This window comes from Pseudoalteromonas sp. APC 3893, assembly GCF_030408095.1.
In the GTDB taxonomy this organism is placed as follows: Bacteria; Pseudomonadota; Gammaproteobacteria; order Enterobacterales; family Alteromonadaceae; genus Pseudoalteromonas.
The window spans coordinates 1-22,944 of sequence record NZ_JASDCD010000016.1 but is presented as its reverse complement, the minus strand read 5'-3'; the positions used below and the strand labels follow the sequence as shown (position 1 = coordinate 22,944).

Genomic DNA, 22,944 nt, shown 5'->3' with positions numbered 1-22,944 from the left:
CCGTTAAGCTAAATCTTCAGCATCACCTAAGCCTGATGTTAACTCTTCTAGCATTTGCTTAATCTCTTCTGAAGCAAGAATAAAGTCCGCATCGAGCTTAATTATCATGTCTTCTTTTGGAATATCAGCATTCTCTTCTTTGAGTGTTTCAGAATAGCTTAAGCGTTTTATTGAGCCGTCATTCTGTAGCATAAACTTAAGGCGTTCTTGCCAATCAAGGGCCAGCTTGGTTACACGCTTTCCGCTCTCAAGGTGTGATTTAACTTCATCACACGCTAAGTCATGCCCTTTTAATTTTACTTGTGCGCCACTGTCATCAGCCTCTTCAAGCTCTGCATCAGAGCCTATAGCAAAGCCTTCAGGGGTACTGAAGTTAGTTAGCCAATCAGTTAAAAATACGTCTAAATCATAGTTAGCAAACGCAGGAACAACAGGTAGTGTGCCAAGTGATTTACGTAATAGTGCTAATAGTTCTTCAGCTTTATTGAAACTGCCACTGTTAACAACAACCCAGCCATTTTCTTGGTCGATAAATGCAAATTGTAAGCTCGACTTTTTAAAAGCTTGTGGTAACAAGGTGTGAAGAATGTTCTCTTTTAGCTCGTCTTTTTCTTTTTTCTTAACAGGGCGATTTTCTTCTGCTTCTATTTGCTCTATTTTCTCTGCAACCATTTCGTTTACAACAGCCGCAGGAAGTACTTTTTCTTCGCGCTTTGCACACACTAAAATGCTTTTTTGTGAAAAGTGAGATAATGACTCGCCATGTTTACCAAAAGCTTTGGTCCAGCCAAAGGTGCTTAAGTCTTGGCTACCACAAGGGCGAAATACATCTTGTTCTAGCGCGTTATCGAAGTCTTCTTGGGTGTATGAAACATCTTGCTTAAAGCGATAACAAATCAGGTTACTAAACCACATAGGGGAATTGATCCATTTGGTAAATTTGCTCAATCATAGCAATAAAAACCGCATGCTGGAACGGCTGATTTAGTTAATGCTCAGCAATTAAGCCAAGCATTAACCTAAACTTAAAATGCCGTTAATTATTGAAGATAGAGAGTGGCTTTGGCATGTTCTTAGGAAAGCTAATATGGTAGTGCAAGCCATTGCCTGGCGAGCTTGACGCTTCAATCTCACCGCTTAAGGTTTGTTTTACTAAGTTAAATGTAATGTGGGTGCCTAAACCACTGCCACCTTGATCACGTTTAGTGGTAAAAAATGGGTCAAATAACTTTTCGAGTTGTTGCTCGCTAACGCCATTACCATTATCTTTGAAATCTATAATGACTTGGCTGTCGTCATCTTTAATCAGAATATCAATAACGCCATTATTTACACCATCAAAGCCATGTATAAGTGAGTTCATAATCAAATTAGTAAATATTTGGCTGATCGCACCAGCCGGTAGATTCAATATGAGATCTTCAGGGCAATCTAAATTAATATGATGGCTAGTATTTTTAATTTTTGGATGTAATGATCGAATAACTTCGCCAAGATACTCTTTAAAGTTAATGGTTCTTACAGCTTCACTGGCTTGGTCCACCGCAATTTGCTTAAAGCTAGCAACAAGCTCTGACGCTCTATCTAAATTACTAGTCAGTAAGCTGGTGCTTTGTTTGGCGTCATTAATAAACTCTTCTAATGCTTTAGGCGACAAAGTTTTATCTTTATAGGCCGTTTCAATTTGCATTAAGCGCTCTTGTAAAAATGAGGTAGCTGTTACACCTATGCCTACAGGAGTATTAATATCGTGTGTAATACCCGCAACCAGACCGCCTAAAGCGGCCATTTTCTCAGAGCCGACTAGGCGCTCCTGTGCTAGATTTAACTCATCTACGTAACGTTGCATTTCTTTTTGTTTGGTAAGCAGCTCTTGCTCGGTATGACGGCGTAAGTCTACTTCTTCAGTCAATGTGAGTTTTTGTTTTTCAAGCTCATATTTTTGCTGTTGTAAGTCCATCATAGCTTGGCTGAGGTTTGAAGTTTTACGTGCCACTTCTTGTTCTAATTGCAGGTTGTGTTGATCGAGTTTTTCATTGGAGATGATTAACTCTTTCTGCGTATGCTCAAGCTCTTGTCGATATTGCACGACTTTATCAATTAACTTATTAAAAGACTGCTCCATTACTTTTAATTCGTTATGTTCAGTCGTTTCTATATTTATATGTTGGCCTTCAAGATCGTTAAGTTCTAAGTCTTCAATTTGCTCTGTTAGCTGCTCTAGAGGGTCGGTTAATAACTTTCTAAATGCAATTAAAAACAAAATTATTAAAAAGGTGGTTTTGATCATCGCATTACCAATTAAAAAGTAAATTGAGATCATAATGCGGCTAAAAACCACTTCTCGGCTAGAAAATAAGGTGACATCGCCTACTTGCGTTGCGCGCCCTGAAAACTCAAAAATGAGTGGGAAAGTATAACCAAATAAACCTGATGGTGTGTCTTCTATTATTGCTTCTTCTTGTACAAGTTGCTGGCTGTATAACTCGCGAATATCTAAAGAACGACCCAGTTGGGAGATTATTTCTCCGCTATCATCACGCACTATAATGCCTTCAATCATCGGAATAGCAAGTAAGCCTTCGGCTGTGGTGATTGTTTGCTTAGTGTTTAATTCCCATATGGCACGGGTTAAGCTTCGACTAAAGGTTTTTTGTAGTGTTGTAAGCTCGTCACGAATATAATCTTTTGTGTTTACGTATTCTGCAATAACTTGGCCACAAGTGACTACAAATGTAAGTAAAAAGTAGACTGATAATACGCTGGTCAATAGCTTTTTAGAGAGGCTTTTTTGTAGCATGGATTGTCCATAGCTCCTTGGTGGCAATTACATTAAGTTATGCTTGCTACTAAAGTTAGCTAATAAACGTCTAAAAATAAATAAAAGAATCATTTTTCGTTAACAAACATAGTAAATATTCTTTTTTAGCAAAAACTTAAGCTTATCTAGCTTGATTATTTGTGTTATAAAATCACAGTCGTTTAGTAAATAAAAATGAGTAGAAAACTCGCTCATTAACTTTTTTATTCTTAATCAAGTTGTTAATGGTATGAATTTTTCAATATTAGTATGTGATGACTCAACTGTAGCACGTAAGCAGGTTGTTCGCTGTTTAAATGAATGTATTGAAGCAGATATTATGCAAGCAAAGAACGGCAAAGAAGCTTTAATGTTGTTGCAAGAGCATTGTTTTGACTTGGTTTGTCTTGATTTAACTATGCCTGAGGTCGATGGTGTACAGGTGTTAGAAGCAATCAAGATGCAAAAAATAGAGTGCTTTGTATTAGTGATTTCTGCTGATATTCAAACACAAATGAAGCAGCGTGTGGCAAAGTTAGGGGCAATTGACTTCATTAACAAGCCAATAGATAAGTCGAAATTAAACGAAATCCTGCATAAATTTGGCATTCATTAGATTGCTATATAACCAGTTAGCATAATTTATCTTTTAATTTAGGGTTGACATAACAGCCTCTTTTCAGGCAGTCTAAAGGCTATGAAAACAAATAATCAAGTACTGACCATTATTATTACAACCACCATTCTTACTGGATAGTGGCATAGGTCGGTGCAACAAATTTAAAGGCCTGTGTTCACTAAGAACACAGGCCTTTTTTCGTTTTATGGGATGAGGAAACATAAAAATGCGAGTATTAAAATTTGGTGGGTCATCACTTGCCGACTTTGCGTGTTTACAACAGGTAGCTCAGTTAGTCAAAGCACAACTAAAAGATGAAATGTTATTGGTACTATCTGCACCTGGTGGTATGACTGATTCACTTGTCGCACTAGCAAGTAGTGCAGAGCAAGGACTTGATTACAGTCAGCAGTGGCAAGTATTAACAGCACGCTGTGAAAGCTTAAAAAGCGCGGTAGAAGCCGATTTTGGCCAAGTCGAAAACTGGCCAGATTTAAGCGAATTAGCGAACAAGCTTGCTGGTGTAAAACTTATACAATGCTGCCCCGATGAAGTGCGTGCCTATGTAATTAGCTTTGGCGAGCGTGTCAGCGTGTCATTAATGCAGTGTTTGCTAAGTTCACATAATGCACGTTATTTAGAAGCCACTGCATGTATTGCATCTACGGGTGGTCATATTGATGCTGAAGCTGACTTAGCTGCGAGCAAAGTACGTTTTCAAGCTGCATTAAAAGAAAGCCCAGCCAGTATTTACATCATGCCAGGTTTTACTGCAAGTAATGATCAAGGTGAGCTTACAACACTTGGCCGTAATGGCTCAGATTATTCAGCAGCGATAGCCGCTGCATGCCTTGAAGCCGATGTATGCCAAATCTGGACCGATGTAGATGGTGTTTATAATGCCGATCCTCGTTATATCAAAAAAGCCACTAAAGTTGATTATCTTTCTTATAAAGAAGCGATGGAGCTATCTTATTTTGGTGCCAAAGTACTTCACCCAAAAACAATTTTACCATGCGCTAAAGCGGGCGTGCCATGTGAGATTAAAAATACTCATAACCCTGATGCGCAAGGCTCATTGATTGGTAACGATTACTCATCAGATGAACCAGTAAAAGCACTGTCTAGTTTACAAGATCTTGCTATGTTAACGGTGTCTGGCCCAGGTATGAAAGGCAAGGTTGGCATGGCATCAAAAGTATTTAATGCCCTTGCTCATGATAACGTGTCTATTGTATTAATCACGCAATCATCGTGTGAATTTAGTATCAGTTTCTGCGTTCATGAATCAGATTTAGCCCTTGCACTTGAAGCTTTACAAACGGCCTTTGAGCTAGAGTCGCAAGCGGGCTTAATCGAACCAGTACAAGTACAGCGCAATTTAGCGATTGTCACACTCGTTGGTGACAACATGCGCGCGCATAAAGGCTTAGCGGCTAAGTTTTTTGCCTCTTTAGCGCAAGCACAGGTAAACATTGTGGCGATTGCGCAAGACTCAACAGAAAGTGCAATCTCAGCGGTTATCGATGGTGAATTGTGTAACGATGCCGTTAAAGTGTGCCATGAAAACTTTTTTACTCATATTCCATCAATTGATGTGTTTTTACTTGGCTGCGGCTTAGTTGGTCAAGAGCTAATTCAACAACTTGAGCGTCAACAAGCGTGGCTTGAAAAACGTAACATTAAACTTAATTTGTATGGCGTAGCTAACTCTCGTCAACTTCATTTAGATAGTGAAGGGGTGCAATTTGGAGATTGGCAACAAAAGCTCGCGGCATCAGAACAAGCGTTTGACCTAAAACTGGTTGAGCAATTTGTAAAGCAAAATCATTTAATCAACCCAGTGTTAGTTGACTGTACATCTTCGGATGCTTTAGCTGCGCAGTATGTCGACTTTTTAAATGCTGGCTTCCACGTAGTTGCGGCTAATAAAAAAGCGACCACCAGTTCATATACGTATTACCAAGACTTAATCAGCGCAACACAAAAAAATAACCGTAAATTTTTATATGAGACAAACGTAGGTGCGGGCCTTCCGGTTATTGATAATTTGCAGTCACTATTTGGTGCTGGAGATGAGCTTATTGAATTTAGTGGTATTTTATCTGGTTCTCTGTCGTACATGTTTGGTGCGTTAGAAGACGGCTTATCACTATCAGCAGCAACGGTAAAAGCGAAAGAAAACGGCTTTACTGAGCCAGACCCGCGTGATGACTTATCAGGCACTGATGTTGCGCGTAAGCTATTAATTATTGCCCGAGAAGCTGGATTAAAACTAGAGCTAAGCGATATCGAAGTGGAATCTGTGCTACCTGAAGGGTTTGCACAAGGTGACAGTGTTGATGACTTTATGGCTAAACTGCCTAGTTTAGATGCCGCCTTTAATGATCGTATTCAAAGTGCAGCAAGTGAAGGCAAAGTACTACGTTATGTTGGTACAATTAAACAAGGTCACTGCAAAGTTGGTATTGAGGCTGTAGATTCAAGCCACGCATTGAGTGTTATTCGTGACGGTGAAAACGCATTAGCAATTTTGAGTGAGTACTACCAGCCACGTCCATTTGTAATTCGTGGCTATGGTGCGGGCTCTGCTGTAACAGCCGCAGGCGTATTTGCAGATATCTTAAAAACATTATCTCGATAGGAGAGGGCTATGATTGAAGTATACGCGCCGGCTTCTATCGGTAACTTTGCGGTAGGGTTTGATGCTTTAGGTGCTGCGCTTGCACCGATTGATGGGACTTTATTGGGTGATGTAGTTGTTGTTAGCTCAGCGCCAGCTGATGAGTTTATTTGCTCTGGTGACTATGCCCATAAGCTACCCAGTGATGCCAGTGAAAATTTAGCGTATCAATGCTTGGTGCATTTTCGTGAGCATGTTGCGCCTAATATGCCTACTGTTAAGCTGGAGCTTAAAAAGAACTTACCAATTGGCTCAGGGTTAGGATCAAGTGCATGTTCTGTGGTTGCCACATTTGCAGCGCTTGATAAGTTTGCTGATAGCCAGCTTAGTCAAGTTCAGCTAATTGAATTAATGGCTGATTTTGAAGCCATTGTCAGTGGGGGTCGTCACTATGACAACATTACCCCATGTTACTTAGGCGGTTTGCAGCTAACGGGCGATCTAATCCCTGATAAATCGATTAGTTTACCTGTGGATGATAACTGGTATTACGTGGCGGCTTTCCCTGGTTTTTCACTCAATACAGCCAAGGCACGTTCGGTGTTACCCACACAGCTAAGCATGCATGCGAGCGTAGAATTTGCACAGCGTTTATCGGCGTTTAGCACGCTACTGCTAACCAACCGTTTTGATGATGCTTTATCAATTATGAGTGATGAAATAGCTGAGCCACACCGTGCGCCGCTTATCTCTGGGTTTAGCGAAGCTAAAGCAGCGCTGCCTGAGTTAGGCGCTGAAATTGTCAGTATTTCAGGAGCAGGCCCCACGTTATTTACCGTGTGTAAAACGCTTGAAGCTGCAAAACAGTGCGAGCAATGGCTACAAAGCAATTATATAAACGAACAAGGCTTTTGCCATATCTGTAAGCTTGATAATGCCGGCACGCGTCAGTTATAAGAATTTAAGGAACTAATAATGCAATTACATAATTTAAAAGACGACACGCAAAAAGTGTCGTTTGTTGAAGCAGTTAAAACAGGTCTTGGCCGTAATCAAGGTGTGTTTTTTCCTGAATCACTAGCACCCATGGCAGATATTGATGCTTTGCTTGATATGGATTTTGTCAGCCGTAGCTCGGCGATTTTATCGCACCTGATTGGCGATGAACTTCCAGCAGATACTGTTGCACAAATGGTACAAAATGCGTTTAACTTTCCGGTTAAATTAGTCCAAGTAGAAGACAATGTATATTGTTTAGAGCTGTTTCATGGCCCAACCCTTGCGTTTAAAGACTTTGGCGGGCGTTTTATGGCGGAGTGTTTAGCGCAGTTCAGCCAAGGTGAAAAAACCACTATTTTGACCGCGACCTCAGGCGATACTGGTGCAGCTGTGGCACATGCTTTTTATAATAAGCCTAATATCGACGTAGTCATTTTATACCCTAAAGGCAAAATTTCACTTGCTCAGCAAAAGCTATTTACTACCCTTGGCAACAACATTCATTGCTATGCGGTAGAGGGCAGCTTTGATGATTGCCAAAGCATGGTAAAAAATGCCTTTTTAGATGACGAAGTAAAAACACGTCTTGGCTTGAACTCAGCTAACTCCATCAATATTAGTCGTTTAGTTGCACAAGTATGTTATTACTTTGAGGCTATCGCACAGCTACCAAAAGAAAAACGTGCTACTGCGCATGTTTCTGTACCAAGTGGTAACTTTGGTAACGTATGTGCTGCGATGATCGGTGCTGTAATTGGCTTACCCGTTGCTAAACTAAGCGCCACAACTAATCAAAATGACACAGTGCCGCGTTTTATTGCAGATAAAAACTGGGCGCCTAATGCAACAATCGAGTCACTGTCAAATGCAATGGACGTGAGCAAGCCTAATAACTGGCCTCGCGTGCAAACCATGCTTGATAACAACTGGTTCAGCTATGATAACTTTTATTCAACCAGTGTTGATGAAAACGACACCCAAGCAGTAATGAAAGCAATTCAAAAAACAGGGTATATTGCTGAACCACATACAGCTATTGCCTATCAAGGTTTGAAAGCAGATTTAACCCCAGGTAGTGCCGGAATATTCTTAGCAACTGCACACCCTGCTAAATTTAAAGAAAGTGTTGAAGACATTTTAGATATTGAACTTGATATGCCAAAACCGCTTGCAGACGCACTTGCTAAGCCATGTTTAGCACAAGATATTGATAACGACTATGACGCACTTAGAGAGATTATCTTAGCTAAGCTAGGCTAATTAAGCTTACCTAAGCGACAGAGAAAACGGCATCGACTGCAAAGTGATGCCGTTTTTTGTGGACTCAAAATTAACCGCTCGTGTGAGCCTTAACTCAATCGCAGGCTGATAAACTCAGCGAGTTTAGCTACCGCATGTTCAGGGTGTTCTACACGGTTTATTAAGCTAATACCAATGCGACCAAGTTCGGGTAAATGTTTAGTGTGAAGCTGATAATTTAACTCATGTGGCACGGTACTTTTGGCAAGAACGGTAATGCCTAAGCCTTCTTTGAGTGCTGCGGTGAGACCAGTTAAATCAGCGTTGCTATAACTTATGCGGTATTTTATCCCTGCCATTTGCAGCGCCTCTATAGCACGGCGGCGGTAAATACAGCCTTCTGGTGCGGTAACCAGCGTTACTACTTCGTTTTGCGCTAATGATAAATCACCCACCCAGACGAGTTGATCTTGCATAAATACCGGGAATTTCTCAGAATTTAAATCTTCATTTAATGCCAATACTAAATCAAATTGATCTTCACGTGATACTGAAAGTAAATGCTTACTTAAACGTGATTTAACCTCTAGCGATACATCAGGGTATAGCGCTATAAAATCGCCAATGATAGAGGGCAATATTCGCGCGGCAAATTCGCTGGGAATACCTAACCTTACTTTGCCTGTAACGTTCTCTTTGGTAAACAACTGTAAAATACTGTCGTTTTGCAATAGCATGTGTTTTGCCATTGGCAATAATAATTCACCATACTGGTTAAGCACTTGGCGCTGGCCTTGTTTTTTAAATAGCTTATGGCCGAGCATGTCTTCAAGGCGCTTAATTTGTAAGCTCACAGCAGGTTGAGAAAGGCCTAATAATTCGCCCGCTTTGGCGAATCCACCTACTTCGACCACGGTAATTAAGGTGCGTAATCCATCTGTTGAAATATTCTTCATATAAAAAAATTCAATTTATCAGGTTAAATACATAATTATTATTTATCAATTGATAAGAAATTACAATTTGTTGTTGCACGTCACCCGCAATATACTTTTGTGACTATAGATTGATAGGTGTCAACGATGACTTTTACTCCAATAATGTTTGCTCGTCACAGCCAACTAGATGCGCCGCAAAGCAATATGCTGCAGGCCGATAATAATAGTGTGGTCATTGATTTTAGCGGCACTGAAGCAATCCCATTTTTAACGGCTATCTTAGGGTTAGATTTAAATAAACTAACCGCCAGTGGCTTAGGCCTAAAAGGCACGTTAGACGGTGACTTAAATAGCACCTATAGTTTTGCTTTGTATTACTTTAGCGAAACGGCATTTAGGTTTGTTTTACATACCGATGCCAGCGTCCAACTACAGTCACTTATTTGTGAGCAACAACTACGTTACGATATTGAATTTGTTGTACGCAGCGATTTATCGGTATTAACTTTATGTGGTGAGCAAGCTTTCGATACTTTGATTGATGCTTTTAAGCTTACCCCTGGTTTACGCTTATCAAATGCGGCGAGCTGTTATGGCGCACAAAGTGGCGAGGTATTTATTACCGCCATAGATAAACAATCTCTGCAGTATTTTCAGCTGGTGGCTAAAACCCCAGCGCTTGCAAAATGCCAAGCAACATTACAGCAACGAGGGTTTGATTTAACTCTGCCTGAGGTTGCTTAAATAGTTTTTAAAACACGGCATTAAAACCGTGTTTGTAGTAACAAATCGCAATTTGGGTGTCAGTGCAGTACAACTTATGTATAATCGCCGCCCATGTTATTCCCCCTCATTAAATTGAGGCCACGCCCAATATTGGGTTAATTATAAAGTGAAGGAATATTATGACTTCTAAAACAGTTTTACATGCAAAGCACCTTGAAGCTAACGCTAAAATGGTTGATTTTCACGGCTGGGAAATGCCAATCAACTATGGTTCGCAAATCGAAGAGCACAACGCAGTGCGCACCGATGCTGGCATGTTTGACGTATCGCACATGACGATTGTGGATGTTAAAGGCGAGCAAGCACAAGCATTCTTACGCAAATTAGTTGCTAACGACGTGGCTAAGTTAACTGTTCCAGGTAAAGCCTTATACACAGGTATGCTAAACGAACAAGGCGGCGTAATCGACGACCTTATCATCTACTTCTTCTCTGAAACTGATTACCGTTTAGTGGTTAACTCAGCAACTCGCGAAAAAGATTTAGCGCATATGGCTAAAGTATCTGCCGATTTTGCCGTTGCAGTAACTGAGCGCCCAGAGTTTGCCATGATTGCAGTACAAGGTCCTAACGCTAAAGCAAAAACAGCGACTCTTTTAACAGCAGATCAACAAGCTGCCGTTGAAGGTATGAAGCCATTTTTTGGTGTTCAAGTTGGTGATTTATTTATTGCGACAACAGGCTATACTGGCGAAGACGGTTACGAAATAGTAGTCCCGAACGATCAAGCCGCTGATCTTTGGCAACAACTGTTAGATGCAGGTGTTAAACCAGCAGGTCTTGGCGCACGTGACACACTACGTTTAGAAGCTGGTATGAACCTTTACGGCCTAGATATGGACGAAAGCGTATCACCACTTGCAGCTAACATGGCGTGGACCATTGCGTGGGAACCTGAAGATCGTGACTTTATCGGTCGTGATGTATTAGTTAAGCAACGCGCAGAAAAAAGCACTGACAAACTAGTTGGCCTAGTGCTTGAAGAAAAAGGCGTATTGCGTAGCGGTTCTAAAGTAATTGTTGAAGGTGGCGAAGGGGTTATTACCTCTGGTACTTTCTCACCTACTCTTGGTTTTAGTGTTGCCCTTGCACGCGTACCACGTTCAACAGGCGAGACAGCCCAAGTAGAAATGCGTAAAAAATTAGTTAACGTAAAAGTAGTTAAACCAAGCTTTGTACGTAACGGTAAGTCTGTACTTTAAAGTATTAATTAAAATTTGGTGTTATCACCCAATATAGAACCAAAGGAACAAACACATGAGCAATATCCCTAGCGAGTTAAAGTATGCCTCTTCACACGAGTGGGTTCGCAACGAAGGTGACGGTACCTTTACTGTAGGTATTTCTGAGCATGCACAAGAGCTTCTTGGCGACATGGTATTTGTTGAATTACCAGAAGTTGGCGACGAAGTAGACGCTGGTGAAGATTGTGCTGTTGCAGAGTCAGTTAAAGCAGCATCAGATATCTATGCACCAATCAGCGGTGAAATCGTTGCAATCAACGATGAGCTTGAAGATGCACCTGAAACTGTAAACAACGACGCTTACGGCGACGGTTGGTTATTTCGCATTAAAGCATCTGATGAGTCTGAGCTTGAAAACTTGCTTGACGCTGAAGGCTATGCAAACACCATCGACGAAGACTAATTATTAGTTTTATTCGATATTAAAAGCCCCAAAGACGGGGCTTTTATGATTTTACCGCTTACCTTTCCATACATTGTAAGTCACTAAATCAAAAAGCTTTTAAGTTATTGCTGGTCACCCATTAGTGATAACCATTTATTTTTTGGATCATAGGAATCTGGACAAATGTCAAACGCCAAATCTCTTGAACAATTAGAGCAAACGCAAGATTTTATTCGCCGCCATATTGGGCCAAGCCCAGCACAAGTAAGCGATATGCTAAGTGCTCTTGGAGTATCGAGTGTTGAAGAGCTGATCGGTCAAACTGTACCTGCAAGCATCCGCTTAGAGCAAGGCCTAACAGTGGGCGAAAGCCGCACTGAAGTTGAAACACTAAGCTACTTAAAATCAGTAGCCAGCAAAAATAAAGTGTTCAAGTCTTATATTGGTCAAGGCTACCACCCAACTCACGTACCACATGTAATTTTACGTAACGTACTTGAGAACCCAGGCTGGTACACAGCGTACACTCCATACCAACCAGAGATTGCTCAAGGGCGTTTAGAGTCATTACTTAACTTCCAAACTATGACCCTAGACCTAACAGGTCTTGATTTAGCAAGTGCATCATTACTTGACGAATCAACCGCTGCTGCTGAGGCAATGGGCCTTGCAAAGCGTGTATCTAAAGCTAAAAAAGCGAATATCTTCTTTATCGCTGATGACGTCCATACCCAAACAATCGACGTAGTGAAAACACGAGCCGAGCAATTTGGTTTTGAAATTGTAGTTGGTCCTGCGGCTGATGCCGTAAATCACGAGATTTTTGGTGCGTTATTCCAATACCCGTCAACATCAGGTGAAGTGGTAGACATCACTGATTTAATCGCTGGCGTACAAAGCAAAAAAGCGATTGCCTGTGTTGCTGCCGACATCATGAGCTTATTGCTATTAAAAGCACCAGGAAAACTAGGTGCAGACGTCGTACTTGGTTCTGCCCAGCGTTTTGGTGTACCAATGGGTTACGGCGGTCCTCACGCTGCATTCTTTGCAACACGTGATTCGTACAAACGTTCATTACCAGGTCGTATCATCGGTGTATCTAAAGACCGTTTAGGTAACGATGCATTACGTATGGCAATGCAAACGCGTGAGCAACACATTCGCCGCGACAAAGCCAACTCAAACATTTGTACAGCGCAAGTATTACTTGCCAACATGGCAGCGTTTTACGCGGTGTACCACGGCCCACAAGGCTTAAAAACAATCGCACAGCGTATTCATCGCTTTGCTGATATTTTAGCTGCTGGCCTACAAGCTAAAGGCGTAGCACTTAAGCACAGCACATGGTTTGATACTCTAACTGTTGTTAGCGATAACAAAGATGACGTAGTCGCACGTGCAGTTGCAAACGGCGTTAACTTTGCAACAAACCACGACGGCGAATACTCAATTGCAGTATCAGAAACTACAACACGCGCAGACGTAGCTGAACTTTTCGATATCGTATTAGGCGAAGGTCATGGTTTAAGTGTTGATACAATCGCAGCAGACATTGAAGCAAACGGTAGCGAGTCAATTCCGGCAAGCCTAGTACGTGATGACGAAGTGCTAACGCACCCGAACTTTAATTCGTACCACAGCGAAACTGAGATGCTGCGTTATATCAAGCGTCTTGAAAACAAAGATTTAGCGCTTAACCACTCAATGATCTCGTTAGGTTCATGTACTATGAAACTAAACGCGACAGCTGAGATGATCCCAATTACGTGGCCTGAGTTCGCTAACCTTCACCCATTCTGCCCGCTAGACCAAGCAGAAGGTTACCAAATCATGATTAACGAATTACATGATTGGTTGGTTAACATTACCGGTTACGATGCCGTATCACTACAGCCTAACTCTGGCGCACAAGGTGAATACGCAGGCTTAATCGCAATTCGTAAATACCATGAGTCACGTGGCGATGCACACCGTAATGTATGTTTGATCCCAAGTTCAGCGCACGGTACAAACCCTGCATCTGCACAAATGGCGAGCATGAAAATCGTGGTTGTTGATTGCGACAAAAACGGTAACGTTGATATGGCTGATCTTAAAGCGAAGGCTGAAGAAGTATCAGAAAACCTATCATGTATCATGATCACATACCCGTCTACGCACGGTGTATACGAAGAAACAATCCGTGAAATTTGCGACATCGTGCACCAGCACGGCGGCCAAGTATATATGGACGGCGCAAACATGAACGCCCAAGTAGGTGTTACTAGCCCAGGCTCTATCGGCTCAGACGTATCGCACTTAAACCTGCACAAAACGTTCTGTATCCCACACGGTGGCGGTGGCCCAGGTGTTGGCCCAATCGGTGTTAAATCACACCTTGCGCCATTTATGCCAAACCACAGCGTAATTAACGTACCTGGTACTAACGAAGGCAACGGCGCGGTATCAGCAGCACCATACGGCTCAGCAGCTATTTTACCTATTTCATGGGCTTACATCACCATGATGGGTAGCGAAGGCCTTAAACAAGCCACTGAAATGGCCATTGTGAATGCTAACTACTTAACTCACGAGTTAAGCCAGCACTTCCCAATTTTATACCGTGGTCGCAACAACCGTGTTGCTCACGAATGTATTGTTGACTTACGTCCACTTAAAGAAGCGTCTGGCATCACTGAAATGGACGTAGCTAAGCGCCTACAAGATTACGGCTTCCATTCACCAACTATGTCGTTCCCAGTAGCTGGCACGTTAATGATTGAGCCTACTGAATCTGAGTCTAAAGTTGAGATCGACCGTTTCATCGAAGCGATGGTGTCAATCAAAGGTGAAATCGACAAAGTAATCTCTGGCGAATGGTCTATCGAAAACAACCCGCTAGTGTTTGCACCGCATACACAAGGCGATGTACTTGGTAATGAGTGGGACAGAGCATATGACCGCTTCTACGCTGCGTTCCCAGTACCAAGCGTAGCAAAAGACAAGTTCTGGCCTACAGTAACGCGTATCGATGACGTATACGGCGACCGTAACCTAGTGTGTTCATGCCCAGCGGTAGATACTTACCGTGACTAATAATTTTTAAAACTTCCAATTAAAGATTGGGAATTGATAAAATTATAAAAGCCGTTGCAGCAATGTAGCGGCTTTTTTGTTGCTTAGTAAAAAACCATTTAAAATGCTTATGTAGGTTGGTTTGAGTGAAACGAAACCCAACGATTCTCCATTATTGTTACCAGCTCCCAAGTACGTAAATATGGATTGTTTGTAGGTCGTCCTTTAGGGCAATAAGTGAATTTCACCACAGAGAACTCAGAGGCGCTTCGCGCTGCACCGAGATTTAAAATATATTGTTGGTTTTAACATTACGGTCTGTAATTTAAATAACATTGTGTGTATGTAGCCTTTGGGCTACACTTGGTTTATGAAATATCATGTCAAGAAAACCGACGAGTTCGATAAGTGGCTTAAAAAGCTAAAAGATCGGCAAGCATTTATGGCGATTGCTAAACGTATAACGCGCGCTATTAACGGTAACTTTGGAGATAGTGAACCCGTTGGTGGTGGTATCTCTGAAATGCGTATTTTCGTAGGTAAAGGCTATCGTGTTTATTACATAATTAAAGGTAATGAGATTATTTTACTACTCAATGGCGGACATAAAGGCACGCAGAGTAAAGATATTAGTAAAGCGAAAGCCCTTTTAAGTGAATTGGAGTAACGATTATGACCTTACAAACATCAGATTTTAACCCATTTGATTATATGGAAACCCAACAAGAAATTAATACTTTCCTTGAAGAATGTTTGGCTGATGATGATCCCAACACGTTTATTGAAGCGCTGGGCTTATTGGTTAAAAAGCATGGCGTGAGCGATATTGCTAAGGCGACAGGGTTAAACCGTGAAAGCTTGTATAAGGCGGTGAATGGTAAAACCAAACCTCGATGGGAAACTGTGTTTAAAGTGATGAAAGCACTTAATTTTCGCCTTACAACACAAGTCACGTAGGTTGGGTAGAGTGCAACGAAACCCAACGACTCTCCAATACCATTGCCAGCTCCCAGTGAATAAAGATTATTTGTAGGTCGCTTTTTAGGGGGATAAGTGAATTTCACCACCGAGAGCTCAAATGCGCTTCGCTACACAGAGGTTAAATATTGGTCGTAGGAGATGGCTTTAGCCACGAATGGTTTACACCAATGTTAGAGTTAACTACCGTAGGCGCTGAGCTTGCTGGCGCGTGGGTTTGTAGGTTGGGCTTTAGCTCAAAAGTTGTATCACCTTGGCTGATGGTTCCTATTGCTAACTTTTGTCGGGATAAATCCTCGACCTACATTAAAAACCTTATTCAAGGTTTTGTCGCGCTGGCTTGGTGAGCCAAAACGGGGCTGCCGCTGACCCCTCTCTGGACTCTCCCAGCGCACCCGAGCATCACGCTTAATCCTTCAAAACAAAATTGATGTGAACGTAAGCGCCGTGTAATCGCCGACTTTCACATCCATGTACGCTCCCCAGTTCGGCCATCCGTGGCCTCTCGTTCAAAGCTACGCTTTTCACCCTTGGCGAAGTCACGGCTTTCATTTCATCCATGAAATTAATTAATCATCAATTGCTTATTTTCAGGGCGTGATGACGGGATAAGGGTGTTAAACGTGAGGTTGGTGTTTGGTCTTGGCAAGATGCAAGACCTGACCCTCCGCATTTTTGGAAAGACTAGAATATTCGCTGCACGATTGGCTGTGCTAGTGAACTGTTATAAGGTTGATGTTTAGTATCTCTATAAATACAATATTTATTAAGCTTTTTTAATTTTAGCAGCTTCAATGGCATGAGCTGCCTCTGTTGTAGTTTCGTTTACGGATGAACAGTAAAGGATGCTTACTACAGTAAGAATCAAAATATTTGTTATTATCCATACCCAAATGTAACGGTTTCTTTTTGTATTAATATAAGTTCTTTCTGTATTTGTTATTTCCGTTTCATTCAGAATTTTATCGAGATCCTTTTTATTTAAAAGTTCTTTATACCTACTTCTTATTTCAGAATATTTACCTAGTAAACGATCTCTATCAGAGTTTATTTCAAGAATTGATATTGCTAAATATATAAATGAAACAGCTATAAGCAATATACTTATCATTAATACTTCAAAGCTAAATGCACCAGAGAAAGTCCCCTTATTTACTACTCGAAGAAGAAAGACAGTTATAAAAAATGTAGTAAAAGTCCATAATCCTGTTTTAAACATGGAAAACATACTTTTAGTCATTTCTAAGGCTTTATCAGATTGATCTTGTATAAACTCAGAAATTTTATTCTTTATTTCAATGTACTGTTTTACATTTTCCTTAAGGTAAAGATCATAACCAGATTCAACAGAGTCTGATGTTCCTGCTTCAATTGAGAGTAGAGTTTCATTTTCTAAGTGGATTGATATTATATTTCTTGCAAGACCTATTTTGTCGGTATAATTGCCCTCTAAATAAGTCCATTCATAGATACGCTTTAGTTCACTAGGATCATACGCTTTTAACTTACCGAAACTAATACTTTCAGAAAGTAATTTATAACCTTTAAGTCGGTATTTGATAATATTTGATTCAACAGAAGAAAAATCAGATAGAAAAATAATTAATAATGTATTAAATAGACCATTGAAGTACCTTTCAAGATCTATATTATTAGTCACACAAGGCTTAAAATCACTTGGGATAAAGTTAAATTGAGCTGCATTTGCAAAGTGGCCACATTTATCTCGTTTTTCAATACGATTAGCTCTTTCATCCTGACAAATAGCAGTTAAGGATTGATTCACAGAAGATTTATCAATCGGGTATACTGATTGAAAAATAATTGACTCTGTTGAAAATGGTTCAACATCTTCCCAGACATTGATTTTGATTAGAGATGAAAAATTAAATTTATTCCACTTTTCAAAGCTTTCTTGCAACGTTAATGACTCAACATGATCGCAAAATTTTGAAAAGTTAAAAATGTTAAAGTTTTTGGATTGATCTTTATCAATCCTAAGTTCAATCTTAATCTTATCATCATCAATATACACTAATTGATCAATTAGTGACTCAACTTTTTCAGCCACAGTATCCAGGTTACTAGTAATAAACCTTACTGGATCTTGCACTTCAATAGTCAGAGTTAACTCAACTCCAAGCTTATTTAAGGCAGATAGATATTCAGTTAACTTTTCATTTAGCCCATTTAAAGCCGCTGATGAATTAAACGTATGCGTAGACTCGTATATGCTAAAGTTTTCTACGATTCTAGTTTCATTTAATTCACCAAAAAGCTTTAAAATTTCCTTGGCAATAGACATCAGTTGTCCTCAGCAGTTTTAAATTCATCATATCCTTTGTCAGAATATATTTTAATGAATTTACCTTTATCATCATGTCTAGCAAAAATTCGCGATTTCAAATCGTCAACTTCACCATTTATACGTAGTTCAAAGTTTGTATCTAACATAACTTTTCTAACAATTCTGGCCTTGATTGAACTAGATACTAGATCAAATTGTGTATCAAATGTCTTTGCTGCTTTTGTGGGGAGCTCTTCAAACTTTTTGACAAAAGAATCAAATTTTTCTTTGAATTCATCAGTTTCAGGTTTGTGAGCTTTAACCTTATCAACAAGCTCATCATAAGCTAGAGAATCTTCATTTCTAAAGTGATTAACAATATCATTTCTCAGGAACCAATAATCAACGGGTGATATCTTCTTTACTTCTTTTGTGAGTAAATTGTCGATTGCATTAAATGCATTCTTTGTATTGGTTTCAGAGTCTTGCAATTGCTCTGCGATTAGAAAGGATAAATACCAATATTCAGTAATTGTTGACTTACTATCGGATACAATAACTTCATCTACAGTATGTTCTGGTGTAAAAGTAATTACAGCAGCTTTTTGCAAACGACTTTTTGATGTAGGTAAACCAGACTTTAAATCTAAATTGTCTTCATCAAGATATTCACTATTATCAATTTTGATAATAACAAACTTTAAAGATTCATTATGTCTGATTTTAAGTTGTAGTAATCCACCCATTCGAACATCAGTTAACTGTTTAATTTTATCCTGAACTATAAGCTCAACATCATACAATTTCTGGGCTATTTGAGTTGATTTAGCTGTCCAATCTTCACCACTAGATATTGCAACAAGCGATGATGGTACAAGCTCATCCATATCTTTAAATTGAAAATAACGACTACGGGGGCTTTCTAACAATTCTTTCAAAACTAATTCAGTATATGTTTTTAAACCTTCAGCTGTACCATCTAGTGCCATTGGCACTGGTGCGTCTGTTTTAACATCAACTCTATGTAACGAATATTCAAGGACTTCCAAGTTTTCCATATAGCTACAACCTATTATTATTTGTCGAAATGCGTTTTTATTCTAACTGTAGAATAATACTGTTTCTTTGTACAGTTAAATTGGGCTGTTAGGTTAGATTTTACAGAAAAAGATATAATAAAGATATGACATGAATTTATATTCAACACAAAAATTCCTCAAATGAAACCAAAGGGGTCACCCATTAGAAAGTTCCGGTCAAGCAGGCAGCAGTGTTTTCTTGATCTTTTATTCAAAAAACCAGGACCAAAGGGGTCAAATCTTGACTTCATACATCAATGGTCTAGATTTATAGTTTATTGCTCATTGAGTTTATTATTATGTCTAGGCCGCTGCGAATAGAGTATGAAAATGCGTTTTATCATGTGATGAATCGTGGAAGAGGGCGTGAAAATACCTTTTTGAGTGATGACGATTTTACGTATTTTTTATATTGCATTGAGCAAGCAAATATTCGCTTTAATATTGAAGTGCATTCATATTGTTTAATGACCAATCATTACCATCTGCTAATAAAAACGCCTGATGCTAATTTAGGTCGAGCTATGAAGCATATTAATGGCCTTTATACTCAATACTTTAACAGAACACATAATACAGATGGTGCGCTATTTCGAGGGCGCTACAAAGCGGTGCTGGTGGATGCTGATAACTACTTATTGCATGTTAGTCGGTATATTCATCGCAATCCAATTGAAACGAGCACCCCGTTAGTAGATGACCTTGCTAAGTATCAATGGTCTAGCTATTCCGCTTTCATTAAAAGGGTAGCGGTGCCTAAGTGGCTCGTTCGGGATTTTATATTTTCGCTCCAAGGCAAAAAGCGTAAATATGCTGCTTATAAACAGTTTGTTGAATTTGAAAATAATAAAGAAATAAGCGCTTTTTATAGTGCTAAAAAGTTATTGTCGGTTCTGGGTTGTGAGGACTTTATTGAAAACATAAAAGACCATATTGCCAAGTCAGATAGCGAAAGAAAGCTTGTTAGTAAAAAGCACTCAGCAGATGATGTTATAGCTTACTTAGCTCAATACTTTAATGTTGAAGTTGATGAGATTATAGCGGTTAAAAAGGGGCGAAAAGAGAAAAATTTACCACGCTGGTTTGCTATTAAATTATGCCAAGATTTAACGGGATTAAATTTGCAGGCTTTAGCAGATGTTTTTAATGTTGAACACTATTCGGCAATATCTAAAGCTGTCGGTAGGTTGAATACATTAATGGTTGAAGATAAAAAGGTTAAATTACAATTGGAAAAGCTTCGAGATTGCTTGATGTCTGAAGTCAAGATTTGACCCCTTTGGGTTTGAAGTTGATGAGATTATAGCGGTTAAAAAGGGGCGAAAAGAGAAAAATTTACCACGCTGGTTTGCTATTAAATTATGCCAAGATTTAACGGGATTAAATTTGCAGGCTTTAGCAGATGTTTTTAATGTTGAACACTATTCGGCAATATCTAAAGCTGTCGGTAGGTTGAATACATTAATGGTTGAAGATAAAAAGGTTAAATTACAATTGGAAAAGCTTCGAGATTGCTTGATGTCTGAAGTCAAGATTTGACCCCTTTGGGTTTCGCTGACCCCTTTGGGTTTCGCTTTGGGTTTCTTTGTTCGCGTTCAGGGTGAAGCCTTAATGAGATTTGATCTGAGAGAAAACCATATGTCTATGGACATTATCGATGACTTACTTTTTGAGGCCTGCCTTGATGGTATTTTTGTTCGTTACTCAGGGGACTAGCTAGACAGAAATATAGGTCCGTAGGAGTGCTGAGACGGAAGACATTTTAAAGAAATCAGTAATATGACAAGTTAGTATTTTGTTACCAAATTCTAAACAGTTAAGCTAATTACCATTTTTTGTTTCCAAAATGCCTGAAGTCAGAATTAAATGGCAAAGTTATAGTTTTACTTGAAGCAATGGCAGAGCTGTTGCTTCTTTATTACTAATTAACTATTGAGGATATTATTATGGCAAAATCTAATTCATCAAAACCCGCTTCTAGTCATCCAGGCCCTGGTGGTAACTGGCCATCTACTACGGGCAATAAATCAGGTGGAGATAGAGGTAATGCTGCTCCTAAAAGTGGCAAAAAATAATAAGGAATGGGCCCTTGAGGCCCTTTATTTAAATGGAAAATAATAAAGCTACATTCCCGACTATCGGTGAACTTGTTCGTGAGATTTTTAATATTACTGGGCTTCTGGCACAAAAGGATAGAAGTAATTCATTCTTGAGCGAGAGTAACAAGAAAAAGCTGCAAACCAAGTTAAAACGTTTGGCTGACGAAAGCTCGAAAATTGATGGTAAGCTTGAAGAGTTAATTGATTCACTTAGATTATTGCTTGAAAGTGCTTTAGGTGAAGAGAGAGTTATTTTTATGGTATTGGAATCTGTTGAAGACCTGCTCGTCACTTATAAAAGTGTTTTAGCTGATGATGGTACATATCTCAATAAAAGAAACTCTTCAAAATGGTTTATCCAACAATATTTATTAGATCGGGTTTTACTTTCTTTTTATAAGAACTACTTAAAAATAAATGTGCCAGCCTCAAAACTCAATCTACCAAACTTAAAAGTATGGGCTTTGCCCGATATTGAAGGGCAAAATATTAACTGGCCATTAAGGAAAGCATGGCAACTCATTTATGAGTCTTTATCTATTAGCCAATCATCATTTCACTACCCAGATAAAAGTGTGGATGATTACAGAGCAAACCAGAACTTAGAAAATGCTCAGCATTGGAGCACAACTGATCAAATTCCAAGCATTAGTTCACTGTTTAACAATTTGGAATATTCATTGTCATTGTTGGAGTGTCCTTCTAATGGCTCTTTGAGAAGGTTACTTAGTAAATCAGAAAGGCAGCGCTTAAAAATAATCTTATTTATTGGGCGAGTTTCTTCTTATTGTTTTAGAAAACTGGAAAGTAATTTTGGCCGTGAATATCTAATTAGTTGCATTGAGCATGTTAAAGGTCAATCTGGTAGGTTATACCGCATAAATTCAAAGTTAGATAAATCAATAAAGGGTTTAAAAAAATCTACCGGTTTAACGAGTGAAGTTGATATTAATCGGCTTTATTTTTATGAGGTTTCTAGGTATTGGGAGCATTATGCACTAGATATTGGGCACGGTACTAAGGTATTACAAAGTTATATAGCGCATGAATCTTTTCAAGAATTAAACAAAATAGAAAAGGCTAAATTAGTTTTAGCTCATGTTGGCTCTTTTACTGGTCACCAAGTACTAACACAACTGGCATTAACTCTAGCTATAAAAGAGATACCATCAAAATTTATCGAGTTACTTAATGAAGGTATGTTACTAAAGAATAGCTATGATTCTTTGGATAACATCTATAATTATCATAATGAATTGAAGCAAGCTGAGCTTGATAATGTTTTGGGGTGGTTATGTAATTGGTGTTATGCAAATTATTACTACCATCATAAATCATTCGAAAAATCTTATATGTATTATGAGCAAGCGTTTAATCAGGCTAAGTATAGTGCTGGTCGGAATCAATATCTGCTTGTTAACCAGTACATAGAGTCATGCGCTAAAAATGGTAAATTTAAAGAAATGAAAAAAGCAGTGGCTTGGGCACAATATTTGGGTATCAAAGTAAGGTGGTTGAGAGGTTGGGATGACCCAGAGTCAGAAGGTAATTTGAAAAGTTTGTACAATTTAATGGGTAATCATAATATGCAGTACGCTCAACTATAAATCTTGTTGTATTCATAAGTTATCGAATGTTAGTTGCAAACTTTATTCAGAACGAGTTCGAGGAAGAGAAATAGATTAACCAGGGCGCGAGCACACTTTGTTAATGATGTTAACCAAACAACAATTCTTCCCTAAAAGCATCGTCATAACATGCTCTTACGCACTTACTTCTTATTGAACCCTTACTTTTCGTATGCTGTTTTACCA

At 39.4% G+C, this 22,944-nt stretch carries 19 protein-coding genes; 14 read left to right on the top strand and 5 right to left on the bottom strand.

All coding sequences use genetic code 11. The features are described from left to right. Positions 1-3 precede the first annotated feature (3 nt). Both rdgC and QMA12_RS16060 read right to left on the bottom strand, forming a co-directional pair. Positions 4-915: a recombination-associated protein RdgC gene (gene rdgC / locus QMA12_RS16065; protein WP_290210646.1), complete on the bottom strand. Its 912-nt coding sequence runs from the start codon at positions 913-915 to the stop codon at positions 4-6. Between the two features lie 121 nt (positions 916-1,036). Further along, a complete protein-coding gene (locus QMA12_RS16060; protein WP_290210645.1) occupies positions 1,037-2,800 on the bottom strand; it encodes an ATP-binding protein in 1,764 nt (587 codons plus the stop codon). 250 nt (positions 2,801-3,050) lie between these two features. Between QMA12_RS16060 and QMA12_RS16055 the strand changes: the two genes are divergently transcribed. The 4 genes from QMA12_RS16055 to thrC all read left to right on the top strand — a co-directional run bounded on the left by QMA12_RS16055 (position 3,051) and on the right by thrC (position 8,301). Next, positions 3,051-3,416, top strand: a complete 366-nt coding sequence (locus QMA12_RS16055) for a response regulator (protein WP_087532391.1) — start codon at positions 3,051-3,053, stop codon at positions 3,414-3,416. A 229-nt stretch (positions 3,417-3,645) separates the two neighbouring features. Then, on the top strand, positions 3,646-6,063 hold the full coding sequence (thrA, locus tag QMA12_RS16050; RefSeq protein WP_290210644.1) for a bifunctional aspartate kinase/homoserine dehydrogenase I: 2,418 nt from the start codon (positions 3,646-3,648) through the stop codon (positions 6,061-6,063). Between the two features lie 9 nt (positions 6,064-6,072). After that, positions 6,073-6,999 (top strand): homoserine kinase, encoded by a 927-nt coding sequence (thrB, locus tag QMA12_RS16045; protein WP_290210643.1) that lies wholly within the window; start codon positions 6,073-6,075, stop codon positions 6,997-6,999. 18 nt (positions 7,000-7,017) lie between these two features. After that, complete coding sequence (gene thrC, locus QMA12_RS16040; RefSeq protein ID WP_290210642.1) at positions 7,018-8,301, top strand: threonine synthase; 1,284 nt, start codon at positions 7,018-7,020, stop codon at positions 8,299-8,301. 89 nt (positions 8,302-8,390) lie between these two features. Here thrC and QMA12_RS16035 read toward each other — a convergent pair whose 3' ends face one another. Beyond that, the gene (locus QMA12_RS16035; protein WP_087532387.1) at positions 8,391-9,236 is read right to left on the bottom strand and encodes a LysR family transcriptional regulator; all 846 of its coding nucleotides are present in this window, start codon (positions 9,234-9,236) and stop codon (positions 8,391-8,393) included. Between the two features lie 126 nt (positions 9,237-9,362). Between QMA12_RS16035 and QMA12_RS16030 the strand changes: the two genes are divergently transcribed. The 7 genes from QMA12_RS16030 (at position 9,363) to QMA12_RS16000 (ending at position 16,012) form a co-directional block, all read left to right on the top strand. Next, positions 9,363-9,962 (top strand): hypothetical protein, encoded by a 600-nt coding sequence (locus tag QMA12_RS16030; RefSeq protein WP_087532386.1) that lies wholly within the window; start codon positions 9,363-9,365, stop codon positions 9,960-9,962. Between the two features lie 161 nt (positions 9,963-10,123). After that, complete coding sequence (gene gcvT / locus QMA12_RS16025; protein WP_087532385.1) at positions 10,124-11,206, top strand: glycine cleavage system aminomethyltransferase GcvT; 1,083 nt, start codon at positions 10,124-10,126, stop codon at positions 11,204-11,206. A gap of 55 nt (positions 11,207-11,261) precedes the next feature. After that, complete coding sequence (gcvH, locus tag QMA12_RS16020) at positions 11,262-11,651, top strand: glycine cleavage system protein GcvH (protein ID WP_087532384.1); 390 nt, start codon at positions 11,262-11,264, stop codon at positions 11,649-11,651. 165 nt (positions 11,652-11,816) lie between these two features. After that, on the top strand, positions 11,817-14,708 hold the full coding sequence (gene gcvP / locus QMA12_RS16015) for an aminomethyl-transferring glycine dehydrogenase (protein WP_290210641.1): 2,892 nt from the start codon (positions 11,817-11,819) through the stop codon (positions 14,706-14,708). A 349-nt stretch (positions 14,709-15,057) separates the two neighbouring features. Continuing rightward, entirely contained in the window at positions 15,058-15,354 is a 297-nt protein-coding gene (locus QMA12_RS16010; RefSeq protein ID WP_290210640.1) for a type II toxin-antitoxin system RelE/ParE family toxin, read from the top strand. 5 nt (positions 15,355-15,359) lie between these two features. Further along, a complete protein-coding gene (locus tag QMA12_RS16005) occupies positions 15,360-15,644 on the top strand; it encodes an addiction module antidote protein (RefSeq protein WP_290210639.1) in 285 nt (94 codons plus the stop codon). Positions 15,645-15,835: 191 nt separating this feature from the next. Further along, positions 15,836-16,012 carry a hypothetical protein gene (locus QMA12_RS16000; protein WP_290210638.1) on the top strand — a complete coding sequence of 59 codons (177 nt, stop codon included), beginning with the start codon at positions 15,836-15,838 and terminating at the stop codon, positions 16,010-16,012. Between the two features lie 419 nt (positions 16,013-16,431). Here QMA12_RS16000 and QMA12_RS15995 read toward each other — a convergent pair whose 3' ends face one another. Together QMA12_RS15995 and QMA12_RS15990 are read right to left on the bottom strand one after the other, a co-directional pair. Then, on the bottom strand, positions 16,432-17,970 hold the full coding sequence (locus QMA12_RS15995) for a hypothetical protein (RefSeq protein ID WP_290210637.1): 1,539 nt from the start codon (positions 17,968-17,970) through the stop codon (positions 16,432-16,434). Further along, positions 17,970-19,010: a hypothetical protein gene (locus tag QMA12_RS15990; RefSeq protein WP_290210636.1), complete on the bottom strand. Its 1,041-nt coding sequence runs from the start codon at positions 19,008-19,010 to the stop codon at positions 17,970-17,972. Before QMA12_RS15990 ends, QMA12_RS15995 begins: the two co-directional genes overlap by 1 nt. Positions 19,011-19,330: 320 nt before the next feature. On the opposite strand from QMA12_RS15990, the gene QMA12_RS15985 reads away from it, so the two are divergent. The 3 genes from QMA12_RS15985 (at position 19,331) to QMA12_RS15975 (ending at position 22,737) form a co-directional block, all read left to right on the top strand. Next, complete coding sequence (locus QMA12_RS15985) at positions 19,331-20,305, top strand: transposase (RefSeq protein WP_290210635.1); 975 nt, start codon at positions 19,331-19,333, stop codon at positions 20,303-20,305. Positions 20,306-20,977: 672 nt separating this feature from the next. Beyond that, on the top strand, positions 20,978-21,106 hold the full coding sequence (locus QMA12_RS15980; protein WP_016898921.1) for a hypothetical protein: 129 nt from the start codon (positions 20,978-20,980) through the stop codon (positions 21,104-21,106). Positions 21,107-21,138: 32 nt separating this feature from the next. Next, complete coding sequence (locus QMA12_RS15975; protein WP_290210634.1) at positions 21,139-22,737, top strand: hypothetical protein; 1,599 nt, start codon at positions 21,139-21,141, stop codon at positions 22,735-22,737. Positions 22,738-22,944: the final 207 nt, after the last annotated feature.